The sequence below is a fragment of the Streptomyces sp. NPDC088794 genome (assembly GCF_044750545.1).
Classification (GTDB): Bacteria; Actinomycetota; Actinomycetes; order Streptomycetales; family Streptomycetaceae; genus Streptomyces.
In genome coordinates this window covers 190,191-211,305 of record NZ_JBIVKB010000003.1, presented here as the reverse complement: position 1 = coordinate 211,305, position 21,115 = coordinate 190,191, and the positions used below count along the sequence as shown (strand labels likewise).

17 protein-coding genes and 1 pseudogene are annotated in these 21,115 nt (G+C 68.3%); 8 read left to right on the top strand and 10 right to left on the bottom strand.

Annotated elements, in window-relative coordinates; genetic code table 11:
• The first annotated feature begins 71 nt into the window (after positions 1–71).
• Positions 72–917, top strand: a complete 846-nt coding sequence (locus tag ACIP6U_RS09960; RefSeq protein WP_401714674.1) for an SDR family oxidoreductase — start codon at positions 72–74, stop codon at positions 915–917.
• Between the two features lie 108 nt (positions 918–1,025).
• Here the strand turns inward: ACIP6U_RS09960 and ACIP6U_RS09955 are convergent, their stop codons facing one another.
• On the bottom strand, positions 1,026–1,937 hold the full coding sequence (locus ACIP6U_RS09955; RefSeq protein ID WP_401714672.1) for a LysR family transcriptional regulator: 912 nt from the start codon (positions 1,935–1,937) through the stop codon (positions 1,026–1,028).
• A gap of 160 nt (positions 1,938–2,097) precedes the next feature.
• Between ACIP6U_RS09955 and ACIP6U_RS09950 the strand changes: the two genes are divergently transcribed.
• Together ACIP6U_RS09950 and ACIP6U_RS09945 are read left to right on the top strand one after the other, a co-directional pair.
• Positions 2,098–2,730, top strand: coding sequence for an NADPH-dependent F420 reductase (locus ACIP6U_RS09950; RefSeq protein ID WP_401714670.1), 633 nt, complete (start codon positions 2,098–2,100; stop codon positions 2,728–2,730).
• 54 nt (positions 2,731–2,784) lie between these two features.
• Positions 2,785–3,720 carry an SDR family oxidoreductase gene (locus tag ACIP6U_RS09945; protein ID WP_401714668.1) on the top strand — a complete coding sequence of 312 codons (936 nt, stop codon included), beginning with the start codon at positions 2,785–2,787 and terminating at the stop codon, positions 3,718–3,720.
• Positions 3,721–3,807: 87 nt separating this feature from the next.
• Here ACIP6U_RS09945 and ACIP6U_RS09940 read toward each other — a convergent pair whose 3' ends face one another.
• The 3 genes and pseudogenes from ACIP6U_RS09940 to ACIP6U_RS09930 all read right to left on the bottom strand — a co-directional run bounded on the left by ACIP6U_RS09940 (position 3,808) and on the right by ACIP6U_RS09930 (position 6,479).
• Positions 3,808–4,317, bottom strand: a complete 510-nt coding sequence (locus ACIP6U_RS09940) for a hypothetical protein (RefSeq protein WP_401714667.1) — start codon at positions 4,315–4,317, stop codon at positions 3,808–3,810.
• 248 nt (positions 4,318–4,565) lie between these two features.
• Positions 4,566–5,396, bottom strand: a pseudogene (locus ACIP6U_RS09935) (alpha/beta fold hydrolase).
• Between the two features lie 60 nt (positions 5,397–5,456).
• Positions 5,457–6,479 carry a DUF4331 family protein gene (locus ACIP6U_RS09930; RefSeq protein WP_401714666.1) on the bottom strand — a complete coding sequence of 341 codons (1,023 nt, stop codon included), beginning with the start codon at positions 6,477–6,479 and terminating at the stop codon, positions 5,457–5,459.
• 449 nt (positions 6,480–6,928) lie between these two features.
• On the opposite strand from ACIP6U_RS09930, the gene ACIP6U_RS09925 reads away from it, so the two are divergent.
• Positions 6,929–7,993, top strand: a complete 1,065-nt coding sequence (locus ACIP6U_RS09925; RefSeq protein ID WP_401715518.1) for a LacI family DNA-binding transcriptional regulator — start codon at positions 6,929–6,931, stop codon at positions 7,991–7,993.
• 238 nt (positions 7,994–8,231) lie between these two features.
• Here the strand turns inward: ACIP6U_RS09925 and ACIP6U_RS09920 are convergent, their stop codons facing one another.
• Entirely contained in the window at positions 8,232–9,626 is a 1,395-nt protein-coding gene (locus ACIP6U_RS09920; protein WP_401714664.1) for a glycoside hydrolase family 32 protein, read from the bottom strand.
• Entirely contained in the window at positions 9,623–10,477 is an 855-nt protein-coding gene (locus tag ACIP6U_RS09915) for a carbohydrate ABC transporter permease (protein WP_401714662.1), read from the bottom strand. The genes ACIP6U_RS09920 and ACIP6U_RS09915 overlap by 4 nt, the downstream gene beginning before the upstream one ends.
• Positions 10,478–10,638: 161 nt before the next feature.
• On the opposite strand from ACIP6U_RS09915, the gene ACIP6U_RS09910 reads away from it, so the two are divergent.
• Positions 10,639–11,850 carry an RNA-guided endonuclease InsQ/TnpB family protein gene (locus ACIP6U_RS09910; RefSeq protein ID WP_401714660.1) on the top strand — a complete coding sequence of 404 codons (1,212 nt, stop codon included), beginning with the start codon at positions 10,639–10,641 and terminating at the stop codon, positions 11,848–11,850.
• A gap of 30 nt (positions 11,851–11,880) precedes the next feature.
• Here the strand turns inward: ACIP6U_RS09910 and ACIP6U_RS09905 are convergent, their stop codons facing one another.
• Positions 11,881–12,834, bottom strand: a complete 954-nt coding sequence (locus tag ACIP6U_RS09905; protein WP_401715516.1) for a carbohydrate ABC transporter permease — start codon at positions 12,832–12,834, stop codon at positions 11,881–11,883.
• An 11-nt stretch (positions 12,835–12,845) separates the two neighbouring features.
• Positions 12,846–14,255 carry an extracellular solute-binding protein gene (locus tag ACIP6U_RS09900; protein ID WP_401714658.1) on the bottom strand — a complete coding sequence of 470 codons (1,410 nt, stop codon included), beginning with the start codon at positions 14,253–14,255 and terminating at the stop codon, positions 12,846–12,848.
• Between the two features lie 173 nt (positions 14,256–14,428).
• Here ACIP6U_RS09900 and ACIP6U_RS09895 point away from each other — a divergent pair, with 173 nt between their 5' ends.
• Complete coding sequence (locus ACIP6U_RS09895) at positions 14,429–16,000, top strand: glycoside hydrolase family 32 protein (RefSeq protein ID WP_401714656.1); 1,572 nt, start codon at positions 14,429–14,431, stop codon at positions 15,998–16,000.
• Between the two features lie 168 nt (positions 16,001–16,168).
• Here ACIP6U_RS09895 and ACIP6U_RS09890 read toward each other — a convergent pair whose 3' ends face one another.
• Together ACIP6U_RS09890 and ACIP6U_RS09885 are read right to left on the bottom strand one after the other, a co-directional pair.
• Entirely contained in the window at positions 16,169–16,924 is a 756-nt protein-coding gene (locus ACIP6U_RS09890; protein WP_401714655.1) for a S1 family peptidase, read from the bottom strand.
• Between the two features lie 557 nt (positions 16,925–17,481).
• Positions 17,482–18,489: a LacI family DNA-binding transcriptional regulator gene (locus tag ACIP6U_RS09885; protein WP_401714653.1), complete on the bottom strand. Its 1,008-nt coding sequence runs from the start codon at positions 18,487–18,489 to the stop codon at positions 17,482–17,484.
• Between the two features lie 419 nt (positions 18,490–18,908).
• Between ACIP6U_RS09885 and ACIP6U_RS09880 the strand changes: the two genes are divergently transcribed.
• Both ACIP6U_RS09880 and ACIP6U_RS09875 read left to right on the top strand, forming a co-directional pair.
• A complete protein-coding gene (locus ACIP6U_RS09880; RefSeq protein WP_401714651.1) occupies positions 18,909–20,216 on the top strand; it encodes an extracellular solute-binding protein in 1,308 nt (435 codons plus the stop codon).
• Entirely contained in the window at positions 20,213–21,115 is a 903-nt protein-coding gene (locus ACIP6U_RS09875) for a carbohydrate ABC transporter permease (protein WP_401714649.1), read from the top strand. The genes ACIP6U_RS09880 and ACIP6U_RS09875 overlap by 4 nt, the downstream gene beginning before the upstream one ends.

Below are 21,115 nucleotides of genomic sequence, written 5' to 3'. Positions count from 1 at the left end.
CCGGCCCGGCCACGCGCCGGGACGCCGCACAACACCGGATGCCTGATCACGGCATCTGAAAGGAACTCCTCATGAGCAAGGTCATTCTCGTCACCGGTGCCGGACGCGGTCTGGGCACGGACATCGTCCGCGAGGCCCTCGCCGCGGGCCACCAGGTCGTCGCCACCGGCCGCCGCCCCGATCAGATCGAGCAGGCTCTGGGCGGACCCCAGGACAACCTGTTGGTCACCAAACTGGACGTCACCAGCCTGGAGGACGCCGAGGCCGCCGCGCAGGCCGCCGTCGACCGCTTCGGCCGCGTCGACGTCCTCATCAACAACGCCGGTAATTTCTTCGCCGGATACTTCGAAGAGATCACACCCGCGCAGATGCGCCGGCAGATCGAGACCAACCTCTTCGGACCCATGAACGTCACCCGCGCCGTGCTGCCCGTCATGCGCGAACAGCGTGCCGGGCACGTGATCACGCTCTCCTCCTCCGCCGGTCTGATCGGTCAGGAATTCTGCGTCGCGTACGCCGCCTCCAAGTTCGGCGTGGAGGGATGGATGGAGTCGCTGCGCTACGACGTCGAGCCCTACGGCATCCACACGACGGTCGTGGAACCGGGCTTCTTCCGCACTGAACTCCTCGTGGACGCTTCGACCACCTGGCCCGAGCCGACGATCGACGACTACGTCGAGCGCACCACGGCCACCATCGCGGCCTGGAAAAGCATGAACGGTCAGCAGACCGGCGACCCCGCCAAGCTCGCCCGCGCCCTGCTGACCATCGCCGACCAGGAAAAGCCGCTGCTGCGCTTCGTCGCCGGCGCCGATGCCATCCAAGGCGTCGAAGCCAAGGCCAGGGAACTCCTCGCCCAGGCCCAGGCATCCCGCGAACTGGGCGGAGATCTGGCCTACGACGTCGCCAACGGCTGAATACCAGCCGCGCGCATCGTCAACGTCAGTGTGACGACGGGTGGCTCATGATTTTCGTCATCCTGGAAGCGGCCGCGCGACGATGCCCATTGTTGTCAGCCGGACCGCTCAACCGTGCTTTGAAACGGCATCGCCGCCAAGCTGCCACATTTCATAGTTCCCGCATTCTGCCGTGATCTCGGCCGTCGCCTGGGCCGCCGTGAGGAAGTCGTCGACCAACGGCGAGGTGTGCGATTCCGCCACCGCGAGGCACACCTGATCGGGCGCCAGATCGGGGATGGGTACGTAGATGACGTCCGGATGTGAGTAGAACACGGTCGTCGAACGGGCCAGGAACGCGATGCCCCGGCCGGCGGCGACATGCTCGAGCGTCTCGTCCACCCCGCGCACCACGTACCCGGCGTTGGGGTGCGGACGCCTGGTGGGCTGCGTGCTCGGGTCGGCATGCCAGACCAGCGGTTCGCCGGCCAGGTCGGCCTCGGTGACCTCCTCCTTGCCGGCCAACCGGTGGCCGGCGGGCAGCACGACAACCCGCGGCTCGGTGTACAGCGGGGTGACGCGCAGGCCGGCCTCGTCGATGGGTAGCCGCACGTAGCCGACGTCGATACGGCCGTCGAGCAGCATCGGGGCCTGGTCGTCCCCTTCGATCCGCTGTACGTCCACGACCACGTCCGGGTGCCGGGCCTCGAACGCCCGCGCCGCCGGGATGACCGGGATGCCGGCCCGGAAACCGACCATCAGCCGCCGGCTCCCGCGGGCGGCCACGGTCACCCGGCGGCGGGCCGCGTGCGCGGAGGCGAGCAGGGGACCGGCGTCGGCCAGCAGTTGTCGGCCCGCGTCGGTCAGGGCTACGCCGTGGCGATCCCTGGTGAACAGCGAGGCGCCGAGATCCTGCTCCAGTGCGCGGATCTGCCGGCTGAGCACCGGCTGCGCGATATGCAGCTCATCGGCGGCCCGGCCGAAGTGCAACCGGTCGGCCACGGCGACGAAGTAGCGCAGTTTGCGCAGGTCCAGATCCATGGCGCCTCCCGGTCCGGTGATGCCTTCACGGTATCACCGCGATTAAAAGAGGTCTTGGACACCCCGCTCAGGTCAATGGCAACCTGAATAGGTACCCAATGGGGCCGAATTGAATTAGACATAAGAATTCGACATCCCGCTTCAGAAAGCAGGCTCACCAATGAGTAGCATCACCATTATCGGCCTGGGGAACATGGCCGGCGCCATCGCCGAGCGGGCGCTCTCGGGCGGCAACGCCGTCGAGATCATCGGCCGCGACGGGGCGAAGGCCAAGGAATTCGCCGCCGCGCTCGACGGCGCCACCGTCGGGACCGCCGGCGCCGCCCCGACCGGGGACATTGTCGTCCTCGCGGTGCCGTATGCCAGCGCGGCGGCGGTGGTGAGCGAATACGGGGACGCACTGCACGGCAAGGTCATCATCGACATCACCAACCCCGTCTCCCCGGATTTCCAGGGCTTTGTCACCCCCGACGGCAGTTCCGGCGCGCAGGAGATCGCCAAGGCCGCCCCCGCCGGCGCGCATGTCGTCAAGGCGTTCAACACCCTGTTCTCCCATGTTCTGGCGGCTGGCCCGGCCGAGGGTCGCCCATTGGACGTGTTCATCGCGGGCGACGACGCGCAGGCAAAAGCACGTGTGTCGGCATTCATCGAGAGCTTGGGACTGCGCCCGATGGACACCGGGCAGCTGGCAATGGCTCGGACGCTGGAGAACGTCGCCCTGTTGCAGCTGGGCCTCGTCACCCACTCCCTCAAGCACACCAATTTCTTCCTCGGCGTCAGCATTCTCAGCTGAGCGCACACCCGCACCACCACTTCTCGCGCCACATCATTCACAAGGAGCAGCAGCGTGCGCGTTTTCGTCACTGGCGGCACCGGCCATTCCGGTTCGTACATCATCCCGGAGCTGATCGCCGCCGGACATGAGGTCACCGGCCTGGCCCGGTCGGACACGGCCGCGGCGGCGGTGTCCGCGCTCGGCGCGAAGGTGCGTCGCGGCGACCTCGAAGATCTCGACGGGCTCAAGGAGGCGGCCGCGGACTCCGACGGCGTCATCCACGTCGCGCACCGGCAGGATCTCCTTCCCTCCGGCGGGATCGACGCCGTGGCCGCCGCGGAGCTTCCGATCATGCTCGCGTACGGCGAGGCACTGGCGGGAACCGGAAAGCCGCTGGTCGCGGCAGGGAGCATAGGCTCGCCCGGGAATCTGGGCCGGCCGGTCACCGAGGAGGACCCGGCCCTTCCCGGCGGCGACGAGTACAAGGGCACCCTGCGGGTTCGCAACGTCGTGGAGACCGCCGTAGTCGGCCTCGCCGAACGGGGAGTTCGGTCTTCGGTCGTGCGGATCGCCAACATCGCGCACAGCACGACCGACCGTGCCGGCTTCCTCCCCGCGCTGATCGCGCTCGCGAAAGAGAAAGGCTTCGTCGGCTACCCCGGAGACGGCACGAACCAGTGGAACGCCGTGCACGTCCGCGATGTCGCTTCCTTGTTCCGCTTGGCGCTGGAGAAGGGGCCGGCCGGCAGATACTGGCACGCGGTCGGGGACGGGGCGATCCCGCTCCGCGAAATAGCCGGGGCCATCGGCAGCCGTCTGAGCCTGCCCGCCGTGAGCGTTCCCGCGGACGTACTGATGGTGCCGGGATACTTCGGGTTCCTCGCGAACATAGTCACGCAGAACTACCCGGCGTCCAACCTCGTCACCCGCCGCACCCTCGGCTGGGAACCCGCTCAGCCCGGCCTGCTCACCGATTTGGACAACGGCCACTATTTCCCCACCGGCTGACGGCAAGCAAGGTTCATCGCTCCAGTTCAGGAAGGCACTTTCGCGTTTTCGCGCCACCAGCAGCCGTACCCAAGGGAAATGGTGATGCTAGGGCAGGTTGTAGATCCAGAAGGAGTAGATGTCGTCGTTCGCGAAATCGCCCACGTAGGGCGTGTCATAACCCCAGTAGAGGTAGGGGCCATCGCCGTCATTGCGGGTGGCCTGCTGGCCGTCGCAGCTGCTGAACGTCCTGAACAACGAGATCGACCTGCTCCACAGGCCGGTGTTCAGCACGTAGCCCGACAGGTCGCAGGGGCCGTAGTCGCCGAACACCATGGTCGAGCCGCCGCCGTAGTTGGCGTGCTCGTACCAGGACATGAGCGGTGTGCGAGCGGTGTTGCGCGCCGCTGCTGCCGTCGCCCGGTCGTCGGAACAGGTCCGGCTCTTCACTCGGGAAGCCTTCTCGCCCGGCTTCACCGACTCCACGACCACGGTGCAGTACTTGCCCTCCGGTGTCTGCGGGGTCTGCGAGGCGGCCACCGGCGGGGCCAGTCCGACGAGTCCGATGAACGAGGCGGCCACGGCCAGCGTGGAGGCGGTACGAATGCGTAGATGCATGGCACTCCTTCGGATGCGGTGCATGTCTTCTCGCTGGCCAAGGGCGAACGGATCCCGTAGATCCGCTCTTTGCCGTAATGCCCGCCTGCCGGGATCGCCGTCATGTCGTCACAACAGCTACTACGGATACTCGACGGAGCGATCGTGTTGTTCTTCCCGAGTTGTCGTAGCGGCCAGAAGGTCTCCGAGCCAGCGCCTCGAACGGTAGACCGCGCCTTGGACGTCGTGTCCCTGACAGATGTCAGGGTCTAGGTCAGGAAGTCCAGCAAAGGCTCGTTGACTTCGTTCGCGTGGGTCCAGCACAGGCCGTGTCCGGCGCCCTCGATCGGGACGTAGCGGCTGTCCTTGATCAGCTCGTGCGCGCGGGGGCCGCACGCGGCGATCGGCAGGATCCGGTCGGCGGTTCCGTGGAGGATCAGGATCGGGATGTCGATCTTCGGCAGGTCGTCGCGGAAGTCGGTGTGCCAGGTGGAGACGCATGCGATCGTGCCGACCGGGGAGGCCGAGACCGCGGTGTTCCAGGCGTCCTGCACCACCTCGGCGCTGATCCTGGTGCCGAGTGTCTCGTCGAGGTTGAAGAAGTCCTTGTTCCACTGGGTGAAGTAGGCGAACCGGTCGGCCGTCAGCGCGGCGGCGATCTCGTCGAAGGTTTCCTGCGGTACTCCGTCGGGCGTCTACGGCGTCCGGAGCAGGTAGGGCGGGATTCCCGAGACGATCGCGGCCCTGCGGATGCGGGCCGAGCCGTAGGTGCCCAGGTAGCGGACGATCTCGCCGCTGCCCATCGAGTGACCTGCCAGATCGACCTCGTCCAGCCCGAGGGCGGTGAGTAGCTGGTCGAGGTCGGCGGCGAAGGTGTCGTAGTCGTAGCCGGTGCTCGGCCTGCTGGAGCGTCCGAAGCCGCGCCGGTCGTAGGTGATGACCCGGCGCCCGGCGGCGAGCAGGGCACGCTCCTGGCGTTCCCAGGCCCGGCCACTGAGCGGGAAGCCGTGGATCAGGACGACCGGACGGCCCTGGCCGTGGTCCTCGTAGTACAGCTCGATGGGCGCCGTGTTCTCGCGTCCGACGGTGACATGGGGCATGTTCTGCTCCTCGGAGGCGTGCGTCGGGGCCGGCGGCTGCCGGCCCCGTTGGTGGGTGGCTCAGGCGGGTACGAGGTAGGGGAAGTCCGGCCGACGCAGTGACTGGCTGGTCGAGGGGCCGAGACCGCTGGGCACGGCCGTGTTGAGGACCAGGGAGAGCATCGTCTCGGGAGCGTTGTCGGCCAGGGTGCGGCCGTTGCGCACCGCGAGGCCGTAGCCGGCCGGGGTGCCCACGACATAGGGAAGGACATCGGGGAAGAGCTGCTGAGCCACCAGTTGACCGTGGCCCGCGGGGTCCGCCGAGGTGCCGGCGGCGCGCACCACCGCGGCGACCTGTTCGGCGATCTGCCGGCCGGCCGCATCGACGTCCGTGCTGGGATGGCGGGTGTTGGCCGGGTTGGTGAACTCCACGTCCGTGGGCCAGAAGATCGGCCACATCATCGGGTTCCCGGCACGGTTCACCTGCCGCCAACCTCCGGCGTCGGTGGCCAGTTTGGTCGCGGCCCACACTCCGATACGGGCGCCCGGGTGCAGCGCGGGGTGGGTGTGGGGGACTTCGAGAACGATCGTCTCGACCGTGGTCCCGGTGAAGCTGTTCGAGGCCGCCTTCGGATCCCAGTCGGCCAGTTGCGGGGCGGTGCCGTCGGCGACGGCCGAGTTGACCCGGGCCAGCAGTGACAGGTCGATGTAGAAGGAGTCCGAGACCCGCCCGGCGTACGTCCGTACTCCGCCAACCTCGACGGTGTTGTCGGTACGACCTTGGGCGAGCACCGGAGCGTCGGCGAGGTCTCCCTGGGCGACGGTGCCGGTGAGTTCGCGCAGTTGGTAGGTCTGGTCGCCGTTGGCATCCGGCTCCGAGAAGGAGAACCGGTAGGTCAGCTCCTCGTGGTCCGCTCCGCCGAAGTGCACCTTGAATTCGTAGCGGGCCTCCGGATGGAAACCGGGCGTGGCGTACTTGCCGGTGATGTCGGAGTTGACGTCCACGACGAACACGGTGCTGTTCACGCCGGGAAACACGTACAGGTCGTCGATGAACAACTGACCGCTTTGTGCCGCGAGAGGGGTGTCGAGGTGGTGGGACATGGGATCAACCTCGGGGAGTGGGTGACCGACCGGCCCACGGGTCGCCGACGTCGTCGTTCCGATACAGGAAGGGCGAACGACATCGCCGGGCAGAGTGCCCGCCGCCGCTGGGGGAGGAGGGCTCCGATGTCCGATGAGGCCGCATCCGGGGACGGGTTGGCCGTGCGGTACTGCGGGTCCTGGGGGGAGCCTCCTCTTGATGATGACTTAATCAGAATTGACTGAGATGGTCAACCGGGTGAGGGTGAGGGTGAGGGTGAGGGTGAGGGCGAGGGTGAGGGCGAGGGCGAGGGTGAGTGGGCGGGTGATACCTCCAGCCCACGCATCGGCGAGAAGAACTGTCCGGTCGCGCCACGGCGCCCTGAGGATCGCCCATGTGCCGTGGCGCTCCCCGCGGATAGGGTGGACGGTGATCGACAGGGACGGGCTGGGTGAGGGCGGCGGACGGCGTGGGCGGTGCCGAGGAGAGCAGAAGCACGGGCACCGGGCGCCCGACGTCACGGGACGTCGCCCGGCTCGCCGGCGTGTCGCACACCGCGGTGTCCTTCGTGTTCAACGGCCGAGCCGAGGGCAACCTCTCGCCCGCCACCCAGGATCGCATCCGGCAGGCAGCGGCCCAACTGGACTACCGCCCCGACCCGGTGGCCCGCGGCCTGCGCCGTCGCCGTACGGCCGTGATCGGGCTGGTCACCGACGAGATCGCGTCCTCGCCGTTCGCCGGCCGACTGTTGCGCGGCGCCATGGAGACCGCCTGGGACAGCGACCATCTCGTCCTCACCGTCGACTCCGGCGGTGACCCGGCCAAGGAGGACGCGGCCGTCGCGGAACTGCTCGACCGGCGCGTGGACGGCATCATCTACGCGGCCATGTCACTGCGCCGGGTCCGCGTCCCGGAGGGCCTGCACCGCACCCACTCCGTGCTGGCCAACTGCCTCCCCGAGGACGACTCCCTGCCCTCCGTGGTCCCCGCCGAGCGCGCCGGTGGCCGTACCGCGGCCCGGCTGCTGCTCGCTGCGGGCCATCGCCGGCTCGCCGTGCTCGGCGGTCTGGACGACATCGCCTCGGTGGAACGTACCCGCGGCTTCCGGGACGCGCTGCGTGCTGAGGGCGTCACCGTGCCCAAGGAGTGGATCGTGCGTGGCGGCGGGGAGATCTCCGCGGGCTACGCGGGGGCGCTGCGCCTGTTCGACGGGGTCGAGGCGGGCCGTCGCCCCACTGGTGTCCTGTGCTACAACGACCGGGTCGCGGCGGGCGTCCTGCACGCCGCGACCCGGCTCGGGATCGACGTACCCGCCGATCTGTCCGTGGTCGGCTACGACGACCAGGAGCACATGGCCGCGTTCCTCACCCCGCCGCTCACCTCGGTCGCGCTGCCGCACCGGGCGATGGGCGAGGCGGCGGCCCGACTGCTCCTGGACGCCATCGAAGCCGGCCGTACGCCGCCGGCGACCGTCCGGCGGCTGGCGTGCCCTGTCGTCAGTCGGGCTTCCGTGGGTCCGGTACCCATCCGGTGACCTGGGCGCCTGGCCCGCACATGCCTTGCTCCGTGATCAGCCACGTCTCACTGGCTACGGCGCCCACCCGGGCACCTGGCCCGTGCGTGGTCAGTCGTACCCACGCGGGTGCGGCGCCCATCCGGTGCCCCGAGCGCGGAGTCCGCGTGTGGCCTGCACTCTGGTCAGCCGCGCCTCCGTGGGTCCGGCCGCCCGTCCGGTGACCTGGGCGCCCGTCCCGCGCCTGCCTGCCCCATGGTCAACCGCGCCTCCCTGATTCCGACGCCCACCCCATGACCCGCGCCCCCGCCCCGTCGACGACCAACTCGGCGATGTCGTCGGGGCGCCGGTAGACGCGCTCGGTGACCATGGCCCGGTCCGCGACGAAGAGTTCGAGGAGCGAGCCGTCGACGAGCAGCCGGAGCGTGAGTTCCGGCCCCTTCGACACGTGCACGGTGATCGGAGCGGAGCCTTCCCTGCCGGTGCGGGGCCAGGCGCTGCGGTCGAGGGCGACGGTCCCGGAGGCAGGGTCCGCCCGGATGGTCAACTCCCGCCCCGCCGCGTCCCGGAGGAGGCTTACCGTGGTTGGTCCACACGCGGTGACTGTCAGGTCGTACGTGGAGGGAAGCGGGACCCGGCCCGGCGGCCCGGTGATGAACGGCTCGGCCGGACGCAGCAGTTCGAGTTCCGGGGCCGGAACCACGCGCAGTGAACCGTCGGGGTGGATGTCGACTACCCGGGGTGCCGTGAGTACGCCCGCCCATCCGGCCCGATCCGCCTCCTCCTGCGCGCGCGCCTCCCACGACCAGCCCCACAGCAGTGCGCGGTCCGGCTCCTGGAGCACGGCGGGAGCGTAGAAGTCCCGCCCCTGGTCGAGCCGGCCACCGGCGCGCGCTGCAAACCTCAACGCACCCTGGCCATCGACCTCCAGACGGCCCGTCAGGTATCCGGTGGAGCAGGGATCCCCGTCCCACAGGGACACCAGGAGTACGTGGTCGCCGCCTGCCGTCCGGTAGACGTGCGGGCACTCCCAGCCCACAGACTTGTCGCCGAACACCCCAGCCGCCACCGGGTCGTTACCGTCCAGCAGTACTCCGGCGAACCGCCAGTCGGTCAGGTCGTCGCAGTCGTAGAGCAGGACCGACGGCGTGCCGTCGGCGTGCCCGGCCCCGACGAGGGCCCAGCGCCGGTCCGCGTGACGAAAGACGAACGGGTCGCGGAACATCACCACGTCCAGTCCCGGCGGCGGGCCTGCCACCACCGGCGTCGGCAGCGGCTTCCAGTTCGTCAACCGCTCGTCGTCCGGGTCCGCGGCCCGCGCGAGGCAGATGGTGCCGAGTCCGGCGTGGGTGCGGTCAACTCCCGTGTACACGGCGGTCGGTGTGCCCGCGTCGTCGGTCACGCACCCCGACCAGCAACCGGCCTCGTCGGGGCCGCCGGGCGTGGGAGTGAGCGCGATCGGGTGGTGCTCCCAGTGCGCGAGGTCGGTGCTGGAGGCATGACCCCAGTGGACGTTCGCGTGCACCGGTGCGTCGGGGTTGTGCTGGTAGAAGAGGTGGTAGCGGTCCCGCCAACGGAACGGCCCATTGGGGTCGTTGATCCAGCCGGCGGGCGGACGGACCCTGAAACGCGGTGCGTTGGGGTCATGGCTCAACGGTTGACTCCTGCCGAGGTGATGCCCTCACGCAGAGGGCGCTGGCCGACGACGAACACGGCGAGGGCGGGGAGCATGGAGAGGACGACACCGGCGAGGACGACGGAGATCGAGCCGGTGCCGAGGTTGCCCTGGAGGGAGACCAGGCCCAGCGGAAGCGTGTAGTTCTGGCCGGAGGTCTCCAGGATCAGCGGGCGGAAGAACTCGTTCCAGTGGTAGTTGAAGGCCAGCACGCCGACGATCGCCAGGCCGGGCGCGGCCAGCGGCGCGTACACCGAGCGGAAGATCCGCCAAGGCCCCGCGCCGTCCAGCATGGCCGCCTCGCCCAGGTCCTTCGGCATACCGAGGAAGTACTGGCGCATCAGGAACGTGCCGAAGGCGGTCGGGAAGGCCGGGATGATCAGGCCGAGGAGTGTGTCGGTGAGGCCCATCGACTTCAGCACCAGGAACACCGGCACGATGGTGACCTGCAACGGCACCATCATGGTCGCCAGGACCAGGCCGAAGAGCGGCTTCTTGAAACGGAACTCCAGGCGCGCGAAGGCGTATCCGGCCAGGCCCGCCGTGATCATCTGGCCCACCGCGATCAGTGCCGTCACCAGCGTGGAGTTCAGGGCGAGCAGCCACACGTCGATCTGATCGAAGACCCCACGGTAGGCCGCGGTTGTCGGGTGCGTCGGGATGATCTGCGGGGGCAGGTCGAAGGACTGGGCCGGAGTCCGCAGTGAGGTGGAGACGGTCCAGATGACCGGGCCCAGCGTCAGCAGGGCGCACACGGTCAGCGCGGCGATCCGGGCCCAGGGGGCGAGTGAATGATGTACGCGGCTCAGGGTCGGGGTTGCTTGGCTCATCGGGTCTGTCCTTCGTGGATACCCCGACCTTTGGGCCGGGGAGGAAACGAAGCTCCTGCGGAGCAGAGCAGGGGAAGTCGGTTCGCCGCCAGGGCGGACCGGCGTGCGCCGCCAACAGGTCGACATTCGCCGCTCACATAGGGGCTGATACTGTGTGAGGCATGACGCAGCAGGTCAAGCGGGCTTTCAAGTACCGCTTTTACCCCACCGGCGAGCAGGCGGCTGAGCTGTCGCGCGTGTTCGGCTGCGTCCGTCTCGTCTACAACAAGGCGCTGGAGGAACGCACGCGGGCCTGGTATGGCGAACAGTGCCGCATCTCCTACGTGCAGTCGTCCGCCGCGCTGACGGAGTGGAAGAAGACCGAGGAGCTCGCATTCCTGACGGAGGTGTCCTCGGTCCCGCTTCAGCAGGCGCTGCGCCATCTCCAGACGGCGTTCGGAAACTTCTTCGCCAAACGTGCGAGGTACCCGCGCTACAAGTCCCGGAAGAAGTCGCGGGCGTCGGCCGAATACACGCGTAGCGCATTCACGTGGCGCGACGGACGGCTGACCTTGGCGAAGATGGCCGACCCCCTGGACATCCGCTGGTCGCGTCCGCTGCCCGAGGGGACGGAGCCGACCACGGCGACCGTGTCCCGCGACGCGGCGGGACGCTGGTTCGTGTCCCTCCTGTGCCAGGACACCATCGCCCCGGCCACCGCCACCACAGCTGCCGTTGGCCTGGATGCCGGGATCACCTCTTTGGTGACGTTGTCCACCGGCGAGAAGGTCGCCAACCCCAAGCACGAGCGGCGCGATCGCGCCCGGCTGGCCCGTGCGCAGCGGGAGTGGTCGCGGAAGGCGAAGGGCTCGGCGAACCGGGAGAAAGCTCGTCGCACGGTCGCCCGTGTGCATGCGCGGATCGCCGACCGGCGCCGCGACTTCCTCCACAAGCTGTCGACTCGACTCGTCCGTGAGAACCAAACGGTCGTGATCGAGGACCTCACCGTCCGCAACCTGCTGAAGAACGGCACGCTCGCGCGCGCCATCTCCGACGCGTCCTGGACGGAACTGCGCACGATGCTGGAGTACAAGTGCGCCTGGTACGGGCGCGAACTCGTCGTAATCGACCGCTTCTTCCCCAGCAGCAAGCTGTGCGGGAACTGCGGCACGGTCCGCGAGAAGCTGCCGCTCAACGTCCGCGAGTGGACGTGCGACAACTGCGGCGCGGTGCATGACCGTGACGTGAACGCGGCACGCAATATCCTGGCCGCCGGGCTGGCGGTGTCTGCCTGTGGAGACGGTGTAAGACCTCAACGGGAGTCCTCCCGGACGGGGCGTTCGTCGGTGAAGCAGGAAACCCAGCGGGCGACCGCTGCAATCCCCCGCCTTTAGGCAGGGGAGGAGGTCAAGCGGCTCACCGGCTCACTGGTAGTGGACGAAACGTCGGCTGAGCCGGAACTGGAGGGCGGTGACCGCCATGATCAGCACGAAGAGCAGTACGCCCACCGCGGATGCCTCGCCGAAGTCGAGCTGCTCGAAGGCCCGTTCATAGATCACCATCACCACCGTGCGGGTGGCGTCGCCCGGGCCGCCGTCGGTGAGGACGTAGGGCTGTTCGAAGACCTGGAGGGCGTTGATGATGCCGACCACCGAGGCGACGAGCAGCGTCGGCGACAGCAGTGGCAGCGTGATGCCGAGGTGCTTGCGCAGGCCGGTCGCGCCGTCGAGGGCGGCGGCCTCGTGGATCTCCTTGGGGATGTTGTTCAGACCGCCGACGAACAGCAGGAACGAGAAGCCGAACTGCTGCCAGACGTAGACCAGGATCACCGTGGCCATCGCCGCGTGCTCAGAGGTCAGCCAGGGCACGGGCGCGATGCCGACCAGGCCGATCAGCCAGTTCACCACCCCGAAGTCCTGGTTGAACAGGTACTTCATCACCACCGAGATCGACGCGGCGGACAGCACCAGCGGGAAGAAGAACGCCGAACGGAACAGCGACCGCAGCCATACCGGCATCCGCGCGTTCAGCGCGAGCGCCAGCGACAGCGCGATCAGCAGTTGCAGCGCGACCGCGAGGACCATGAAGACGAGCGTGTTGCGGAAGGAGACCAGGACGGTCGAATCCGTGAAGGTGGTGCGGTAGTTGGCGCCGCCCGCGAAACGGGGCGGGTCGATCACGTTCCAGTGGAACAGGCTCAGCACGACGGACCCGATGATCGGCACGACCGTGAAGACGACGATGCCGACGACCGTGGGCGCCAGGAACAGCGCGGCCAGGAGCCGGGTGCCGCGGTCGCGAACGGACGGCCGTACGGCGGTTGCGGCGGATGGCGTTGTGGGCCGCGAACGTACGCCAGGTACCTGGGAGTTGGGGATCTGAGTGTTTGTCATATCTCACGCTCCATGGCCTGCTCCAGGGCACCCTGCATCCGGCGCAGCGCGGGACCCACCGCACGGGGCGAGGCGAGCGCGGTGCCGGTGTACTTGAGCAGGACGTCGGTCACCTCGGCGACCTGCGGCGGCGCGGGGATCGGGCCCGTGTCGGGGAATCGGTCGAGGGTGTCGTAGAAGACCTGCCAGTGGGCCGGGCCGCTCTCGGCGTAGCGTGCGGCGTTCAGCATCGAACGGCGGGCCGGGGTGGTCTGGTTGCCCTGGAACAGCCGGGTCATGGTGTCCTTGCGGGCCGCGTACTTGATGAACTCCCAGGCCGCTTCCTGTTTCGTTGAGGTGCGCAGCAGCGCGTAGCCCGCCGCGCCGAACTGGTGGCGCTGGGTACGCCAGCGCGGGAAGTACTGCACGTCGTAGTCGGCGGCCGGCATACCGGCCAGGTGCAGGCCGCCCGCCCAGAAGCCGCCCGCCGGGGTGACGCCGACGCGGCCGGTGGAGAACACGCCGACCAGGTTGCTGCCGTTGCCGCCCTCGGGTCGGGTGCAGAGGTCCTCCTGGACGAGGGAGGCGAGATAGTCGTACGCCTCCTCGACCCGGTCGGCGGTGGCCTGCGGGGTCGTCCAGCGGAAGCCTCCGCCGCGCCCCTGCCGGTCGGCGGCCGGGTAGAAGGCGTCCCACAGCCAGGAGCCGCCGGCGGCCTTCGACTCCTTCAGCAGGTTCGTGCCGTTCGCGAAGAGCCAGGGGACTACGCCGCCCCACAGTCGGTTGGTCCAGAAGTACGGCGTGAAGTGGGCGTCGCCGGCGCGCTTCATCTCGCGTAGCAGCGCGGTGAAGTCGTCGCGGCTCCAGTCGGGCGCCGGGAAACCAGCGCCTGCCCGTTTCAGCACCTGCTTGTTGAGGTAGATGTCGGCGGCGTTGAACTCCAGGGGGAGTTGGTAGAGGTTCCCCTCGTACATCATCGATTCCACCAGCGAGGGGTGGACGTCGGCGAAGTACTCGCGCAGTTCCGTTGCGTCCCGCCGTACCCAGCGGTCCAGGGGTACGCCGAGTTTCTGGGCGAACAACTGCACGCCCTCGGTGGCCACATAGACGAGGTCGGGGGCGGTGCCCGCGGCGATCTGGGTGAGGATCTTCGCGAAGAAGTCCGACCAGTCGACGGCCTGCACCGCGTTCACCCGCAGCGGGATGTCGGGGTGGAGGCGGTGGAAGCCCTTGGTGAGGGCGTCGACGGTGGCCGGGTCGAAGGCGGAGCCGAGGGTGGCGACGACGAGGGAGCCGTCGTCACGGCCGGGGATGTCGGCTCCCGTGAGCCGGTCCCAGCTCGCGGCGGTGCCGGCCAGGGCGGCTGCTCCGGCCCCGTACGCGCCGTACCGCAGCAGTGTGCGGCGGGGGATGTGCGAGTCGGTCATCAACGGGCCTAACTCGTGTTAGTTCAGGGGTGATGCCCAGATGATGGGAACCGGGTGGCAGGCCTGTCAAGGGTCGGGAACGCCTGACCTTCAACGGGTTGGGCCTCTTGACCTTTAACGAGTTAGGTCTACAGTCCTCGTTCGCAGGAGCCGCACGAGAGGAACGATGCGTCATGCCCGGAACCTCGGGGATTTCATCAGGGATTTCCAGGAGATCACTGTTCGCGGGATCGGTGGCGGGCGCCGCCGCCGCGCTGCTGTCGACCGGAACGGCCGTGGCCGAGAACAGAGCCAAGTCCGTTGCGGCCGGGGCGAGTTACCGTGCCGCGTACCACTTCACGGTCCCCGACCAGTGGAAGAACGACCCGCAGCGGCCCGTCTGGATCGACGGCGAGTACCGCTACTACTACCTCTACAACGCCGACTACTTCACCGGTGCCGTCGGCACCGCGTGGCGCCTTGCCACCACCTCGGACCTGGTCTCCTTCACCGACCGCGGGGTCGCCGTGCCCAAGGACACCACGATCAACGGCGATCTGTGGTCGGGTTCGGCGGTGGTCGACACGGGCAACACGGCCGGATTCGGCGCGGGCGCGGTCGTCGTCATCGTCACCATGTCCCCCGGCGGCGGCACCGACCAGCAGGAGCAGTTCCTGTACTACTCGACCGACGGCGGTCTCACCTTCACCAATCACGGGACCGACCCCGTCCTGCCCAACCCCGGTGTCGCCGACTTCCGCGACCCCAAGGTGATCCGCGACGAGGACCGGGGCCGCTGGGTGATGGCCCTCGCCGAGAACGACAAGGTCGGCTTCTACCACTCCGACGACCTCAAGTCCTGGTCGTACGTGGGCGGTTTCGTCCACGGCGGCATCGGTGTCCTGGAGTGCCCCGACCTGTTCCGCATCACCGCGGGCGACGGCACCGTGAAGTGGGTGCTCGGCGTGAGCGCGAATGGGAAGGGCTCGGGGCTGCCCAACACGTACGCCTACTGGACGGGTTCCTTCGACGGCAGCGCGTTCACCGCTGACACGAGTGACCCGCAGTGGCTCGACCACGGCTGGGACTGGTACGGCGCGGTCACCTTCGAGAAGCGGGACGCGAGCGGCACGGTGGACTCGGCCGCCCGGTACGCGATCGGGTGGGTGAACAACTGGGACTACGCCAACACGACCCCCACCATCGACTGCGACGGCTTCAACGGCACCGACTCCGTCGTCCGCGAGATCACCCTGAAGAAGGCGTCCGGTAACACCTACTACCTGGCCTCCCGGCCCGTCGCTGGCCTCGATTCGCATGTCTCCCGCACCGTGAACCTGGGCGACGTGACCGTGGACGGCACGAAGGTGCTCGACTACACCGGTGTCTCCTACGAGGTGACGACCGAGATCACCTGGTCCCAACTCACTGGCGCCGGCCTCCAGTTGAGGCGCTCACCCGACGGTGGTCGGCACATCGACGCCGGGATCTACGCCGATTACGCCTTCCTCAACCGACGTAACACAGTGAATGCCGACACGTCCGGCAAGTGGCAGGAGAGCCATACCCCGTTCGACCCGTCCGCCCGCACGGTGAAGCTGCGCATCCTGGTGGACCGCACGTCGGTGGAGATGTTCGTCGACGACGGCCGCTACGTGCACACCAGTCAGGTGTTCCCGTACCTGCTGGACACCCGGCTCGCGCTGTTCACGATCGGCGGCAGCGCGGTGTTCCACAACACGGTGATACGCGAGTTCACGGTGTGAGGCGGGCCAGGGGTGCGCGTGCACACCGTACGCGTGAACCCGGTCGGCGCGTGGGTCGCACCTATCGGCTCACCCGGCTCGTCCCGAAAGACGAGCCGGGCGTCCATAGCGCGGCGACATGAGCGTCCCTGGAGTCAAGGACAACGGAACCGTGACACCCGGCCGAGGTCAGGATGTGTGGAGGCCCAGGTCCGCGGCGACCGAGTCGGCGCGGACGAAGACCGACACCGGGAACTGCTCGTCGCAGTACTTGTTGCCGGACGACACGATGCCGACCACCTTGCCACCGCTGACGAGTGGTCCGCCGGAGTCGCCCGGGCAGATGCTGTCGGTGGTTCCCGGCCTCGGCATGCCGCACAGCATGGCCGCGGGGTCCGTGTCGGGGTCCGTGTAGGGCTGGCAGTCGGCGACGGGGGAGAGGAGCAATGTGGCCTGCTTGAGCCGGGTCGCGGACTCGCCGGGGCCGGTACGTCCCCAGCCGAGCACGGTGGCCTTCCGGCCGTCGGCGACCAGTTTGGCGTCCTTGGGGCCCGCCACCGGGATCGTGCGGTAGGGCATCGGCCGGTCCAGGGTGAGGACGGCGGCGTCGTAGGCGTAACCCGGCATGGTGTAGCGCGAGTCCAGTTCGTAGGACGCCACCTCGCGCACGGTGCCGCCGGTGCTGTCCACCTTGGTGCGGCCACCGATGACCCGCAGTGCGGAGATGTCCCCGGCGTTCTCCACACAGTGGCCGGCGGTGAGCACCTTGGTGGGTGCGACGAGCGTGCCGCCGCAGAACTGGCTGCCGTCGAGTTGGATCATCATGGCGTACGGTCGGGCGTCGGTCGTGGCCGGACCGCCGCCCTTCACCGCGGAGGCGGGAGGGGCGGCGGCCCAGAGCGCGGCCGCGGTGAGTGCGGCTGTGACGACGGCCGCGGAACGCATTGCGGCGCGAGAGGTTCTGACGGCGGAACGGATCGGCATTACGGTTTCCCCCTGACATGCGTGGTGCGCGGCCAGTCGGCCGTCGCATCCTGTGGTCGGCGGTGAAGACGTGCCGCGGGCACCGGCCGGTTCATGGAACGCGTGCGCGGCTCACGCGGTGACCGAGCCGTTCGGCCGAAGTCACCAGTGGCGAACCCGGAGTTCGTAGTCGTCCCCCGGAACCCGGCTTCCGTTGACGCAGACGCATCCCAGTCGGACAGCCAGGTCCAGGAGCCGGTGAAGACGTGTCCGACGGTCCCCGACTACGGAGCGAGCGGGGTCTGGGCCTGGGCAGTGTGCGCAGTGCCGCAGTGGTCAACTCTCTCGTCTTCGATCACATGGATTTCCTCCGTGGATACGCAGTGAACTCGGCGGACGCCGCACACGCTGCCATTGATCCGCACACGTGGAAACTCCCTTCAGCCACAGCTGAAAAGCCCGGTTCACAGCATGGGAGGTCGATTACGGGGCAACTGCCCGACGGCCTCTCACTTTGGTTGCCCACGCCCCGAAGTCCGTCAGCGGGGCGGCGCCGTCGAGGCCCGAACCACGAGTTCGGTGGCGAGTTCGATGTGGTGGGACTCGATCTTTTCGCCGTTGACCAGTCGGAGCGCGGTGCGAAGGGCGGCACCGCCCATCTCCCGTAGCGGCTGGCGCACGGTGGTCAGCGGTGGTGAGGCCATCTGGGCGAGGCTTGTGTCGTCGAAGCCGACCACGCTCAGGTCGCCGGGGATGCGCAGGCCTCGGGCGCGGGCGGTCTCGATGACACCGAGGGCGATCTCGTCGTTGCCCGCGAAGATCGCAGTCGGTGACTCTTCCAGGCCCAGCAGCGCCGTGGCGCCGAGCAGTCCCGTCTCGTACGTGAATTCTCCCGGCCGGACGTAGGTGTTGGGCACCTGTATTCCTTCCGCCTCCATGGCGGCGCGGTAGCCGTGCACGCGTGCCTGGTTGCACACGGCCATGGCCGGTCCGCCGAGATAGGCGATGCGGCGGTGGCCCAGTGAGAGCAGATGCCGGGTCGCGGCCAGGCCGCCGGCGAAGTTGGTCGCCCCGACGCTGTTGACCCGGCTGTCCGGCAGGTGCAGGGGGTCCAGTACCACCAACGGCAGCCCGGCCCGGGCCAGTTCGTTCAGGTGCGTCGCGGTGTACACGCTGGTGACCGCGATGACGGCGCGCCGCCCGGCCGAGACCAGATCGCGGGCCCAGTGCGGGGCACGGGACGCCTTGCTGATCACCACCGAGGCCCCCAGTTCGGCGGCGGAGTCGATGATGCCTTCCAGGGTCTCGGCCACGTACGACTTGAGGCCGCCCTGGAACTGCACCTCGATGGTCGGGATTTCGACGGCCTCGGTGTGACGGAACACCGGCGCGAGGTAGTCGTGCTGATGCAGCAGCTCCTGTACCCGCGTGCGGGTCTGCGGTGCCACGTCACCGCGGCCGTTGACCACTTTGGACACGGTCGCGACGGAAACCCCGGCCGCTTGGGCGATGTCCGCCAAGGTGGTGCGCCTGGCGTTCGGTCGCATCGGTTTCTCCCAGCTGTACGTCCACCAGTGTGGTGAGCCGCCGGTCGGACCGGCAACGCGGGTGGAACCGGTCAACCGTACGGTAGCCCGGCACCGAGATCGTCCGGGGAGGTGCTGACGGGCTCCTCGATCACCGCACGACCTGCACCGACAGTGAGGCAGACGGAGCGATCGCATTGCCTCCTGCTCTTCATCAGACGATTTCGAAATAGTTTCGATCCCTGCCGAGGTCTCTCGGAGGCGGCTCCTGCTCGATGGTACGGGGGTGAATGCGGGCCGACAATGCGTCGCTGCACATGTCTTGACAGGGCTTCAGGCCGAAACCTAGCTTGCACGGACAGAGCAACAAGAAGGTTCTTTCGAAAACCTTTCACCATGACTCACGAGAAGCCTGTGGCTCTCGAGTGCGGAGAAAAGACATGGCGCTCTCCCGACGTACCCTCCTAGGCCTGGCCGTCGGCGTGCCGGCCTCCGCGGCGCTGGCGGCCTGCGGCTCGTCCGGTCCCGGCAAGAGCGGCGGGGCCACGTACTGGTACCTGAACGGTCAGCCGCAGGAAGGCGTCAGGGCCGGCGCGGTGGACGCGTTCAACAAGGCCCACCCCAAGGAGCAGATCAAGGACACCACCTTCCAGAACGACGCGTACAAGACGAAGATCAAGACCTCCATCGGTGCCGGAACGGCGCCCACCATCATCTGGGGCTGGGGCGGCGGGACGCTGCGCACCTACGCGGAGGCGGACCAGGTCGAGGACCTCACCTCGTGGTTCGACGAGCACCCCGAGGTCAAGAAGGGGCTGTTCCCGTCCTCGTTCGGCGCGGCGACCGTGGACGGAAAGATCTACGCGATGCCGGTCGAGACCGTGCAGCCGATCATCCTCTACTACAACAAGAAGGTCTTCGACCAGGTCGGCGTGGAACCGCCCAAGTCCTGGGACGACATCATGGCGCTGGTGCCCAGGTTCAACGCGAAGGGCATAGCGCCGTTCTCCCTCGGGGGCCAGTCCCGGTGGACGAACATGATGTGGCTTGAGTTCCTGTTCGACCGCATCGGCGGTTCCGAGGTGTTCCAGGCCATCATCGAGGGCGAGAAGAACGCCTGGTCCAACCCGGACGCCATCACCGCGCTGACCAAGGTGCAGGAGCTCGTCAGGGCCCGCGGGTTCGTCAAGGGCTTCTCCTCGATCACCGCCGATTCCAACGCCGACCAGGCGCTGCTGTACACCGGCAGGGCCGCGATGATGCTGCACGGGGCCTGGTCGTACGGCATCCAGCAGGCGGACGGCGGGGACTTCGTCTCCAGCGGCTCGCTGGGCTACATGACCTTCCCGCCCGTGGAAGGCGGCAAGGGCGATCCGAGCGACACGGTCGGCAACCCGGCCCAGTACCTGTCGATCTCCTCGAAGGCCAGCGCGGAGCAGAAGAAGGTCGCCAAGGACTTCTTCGCCAAAGGCGTCCTCCAGGAAGAGGAGGTGAAGGCGTGGATCGACAACGGGTCGGTCCCGATCCGGATGGGCACGGAGAAGCTGCTGGCCGCCTCCAAGAGCGCCGACTTCCTGCAGTTCACCTACGACATCGCCAGCAAGGCCAAGGTGTTCGGGCAGTCCTGGGACCAGGCCCTCAGCCCGACGGCCGCCGAGACCCTGCTGGACAACATCGTCAAGTTGTTCCAACTGTCCGTCTCGCCCAAGCAGTTCGCCGGCAACCTCAACGCGGTCATCGGCAAATGAGCTCACTCACCGGCCATCGGCCGCGTCGCGAACCGCGCAGCATCCTGCCCTGGCTGGCGGTGCCGGCACTGGTGGTCTTCGTCGGCTTCGCCGTGGTTCCGCTCGTCGGTGTCTTCGCGCTGAGCTTCACCACGTGGGACGGGATCGGCGCCATCCACCCGTCGGGACTGACCAGTTGGCGTGCGGTGCTCACCGACCCCGGGCTGCCGCACGCCCTGTGGGTGACGTTTCTGGTGATGGCCGTCTCCTGGGCGGTTCAGACACCGCTGAGCATTCTGCTCGGCACGTTCATGGCGGGCCGCCAGCGCTACCGCGCGGTGCTGGGCGTCGTGTACTTCATCCCGCTCATGCTCAGCTCCGCGGCCATCGCGATCGCGTACAAGGCCCTGCTGGACCCCAACTTCGGGCTCGGCGCCGGACTGAAGATCCAGGCGCTGAGCAAGGACTGGCTCGGGCGGCCCGGGCTCGCGTTCGGAGTCGTCATCTTCGTCGTCTCCTGGCAGTTCGTCCCGTTCCACTCCCTGATCTACCAGGGTGGTGTCCAGCAGATCCCGAAGTCCCTCTACGAAGCGGCGCAGTTGGACGGAGCCGGACGGATCCGGCAGTTCTTCAGTATCACGCTGCCCCAGCTCAAATACACCATCATCACCTCGTCCACGCTGATGGTGGTCGGGTCGCTGACCTTCTTCGACCTCATCTTCATCCTCACCGAGGGCGGCCCGGCCGACGCCACCCGGGTCCTCGCGCTGGACATGTACAAGCGCGGGTTCCAGGCCAGCCTGATGGGACCGGCCAGCGCCATCGCGGTCATCCTGGTCCTGGTGGGTCTGGCCCTCGCTCTGCTGTTGCGCCGGCTCGGCGGCCGGGACGCCGGCGCGAGCCAGCTCGAAGGGGCCTGA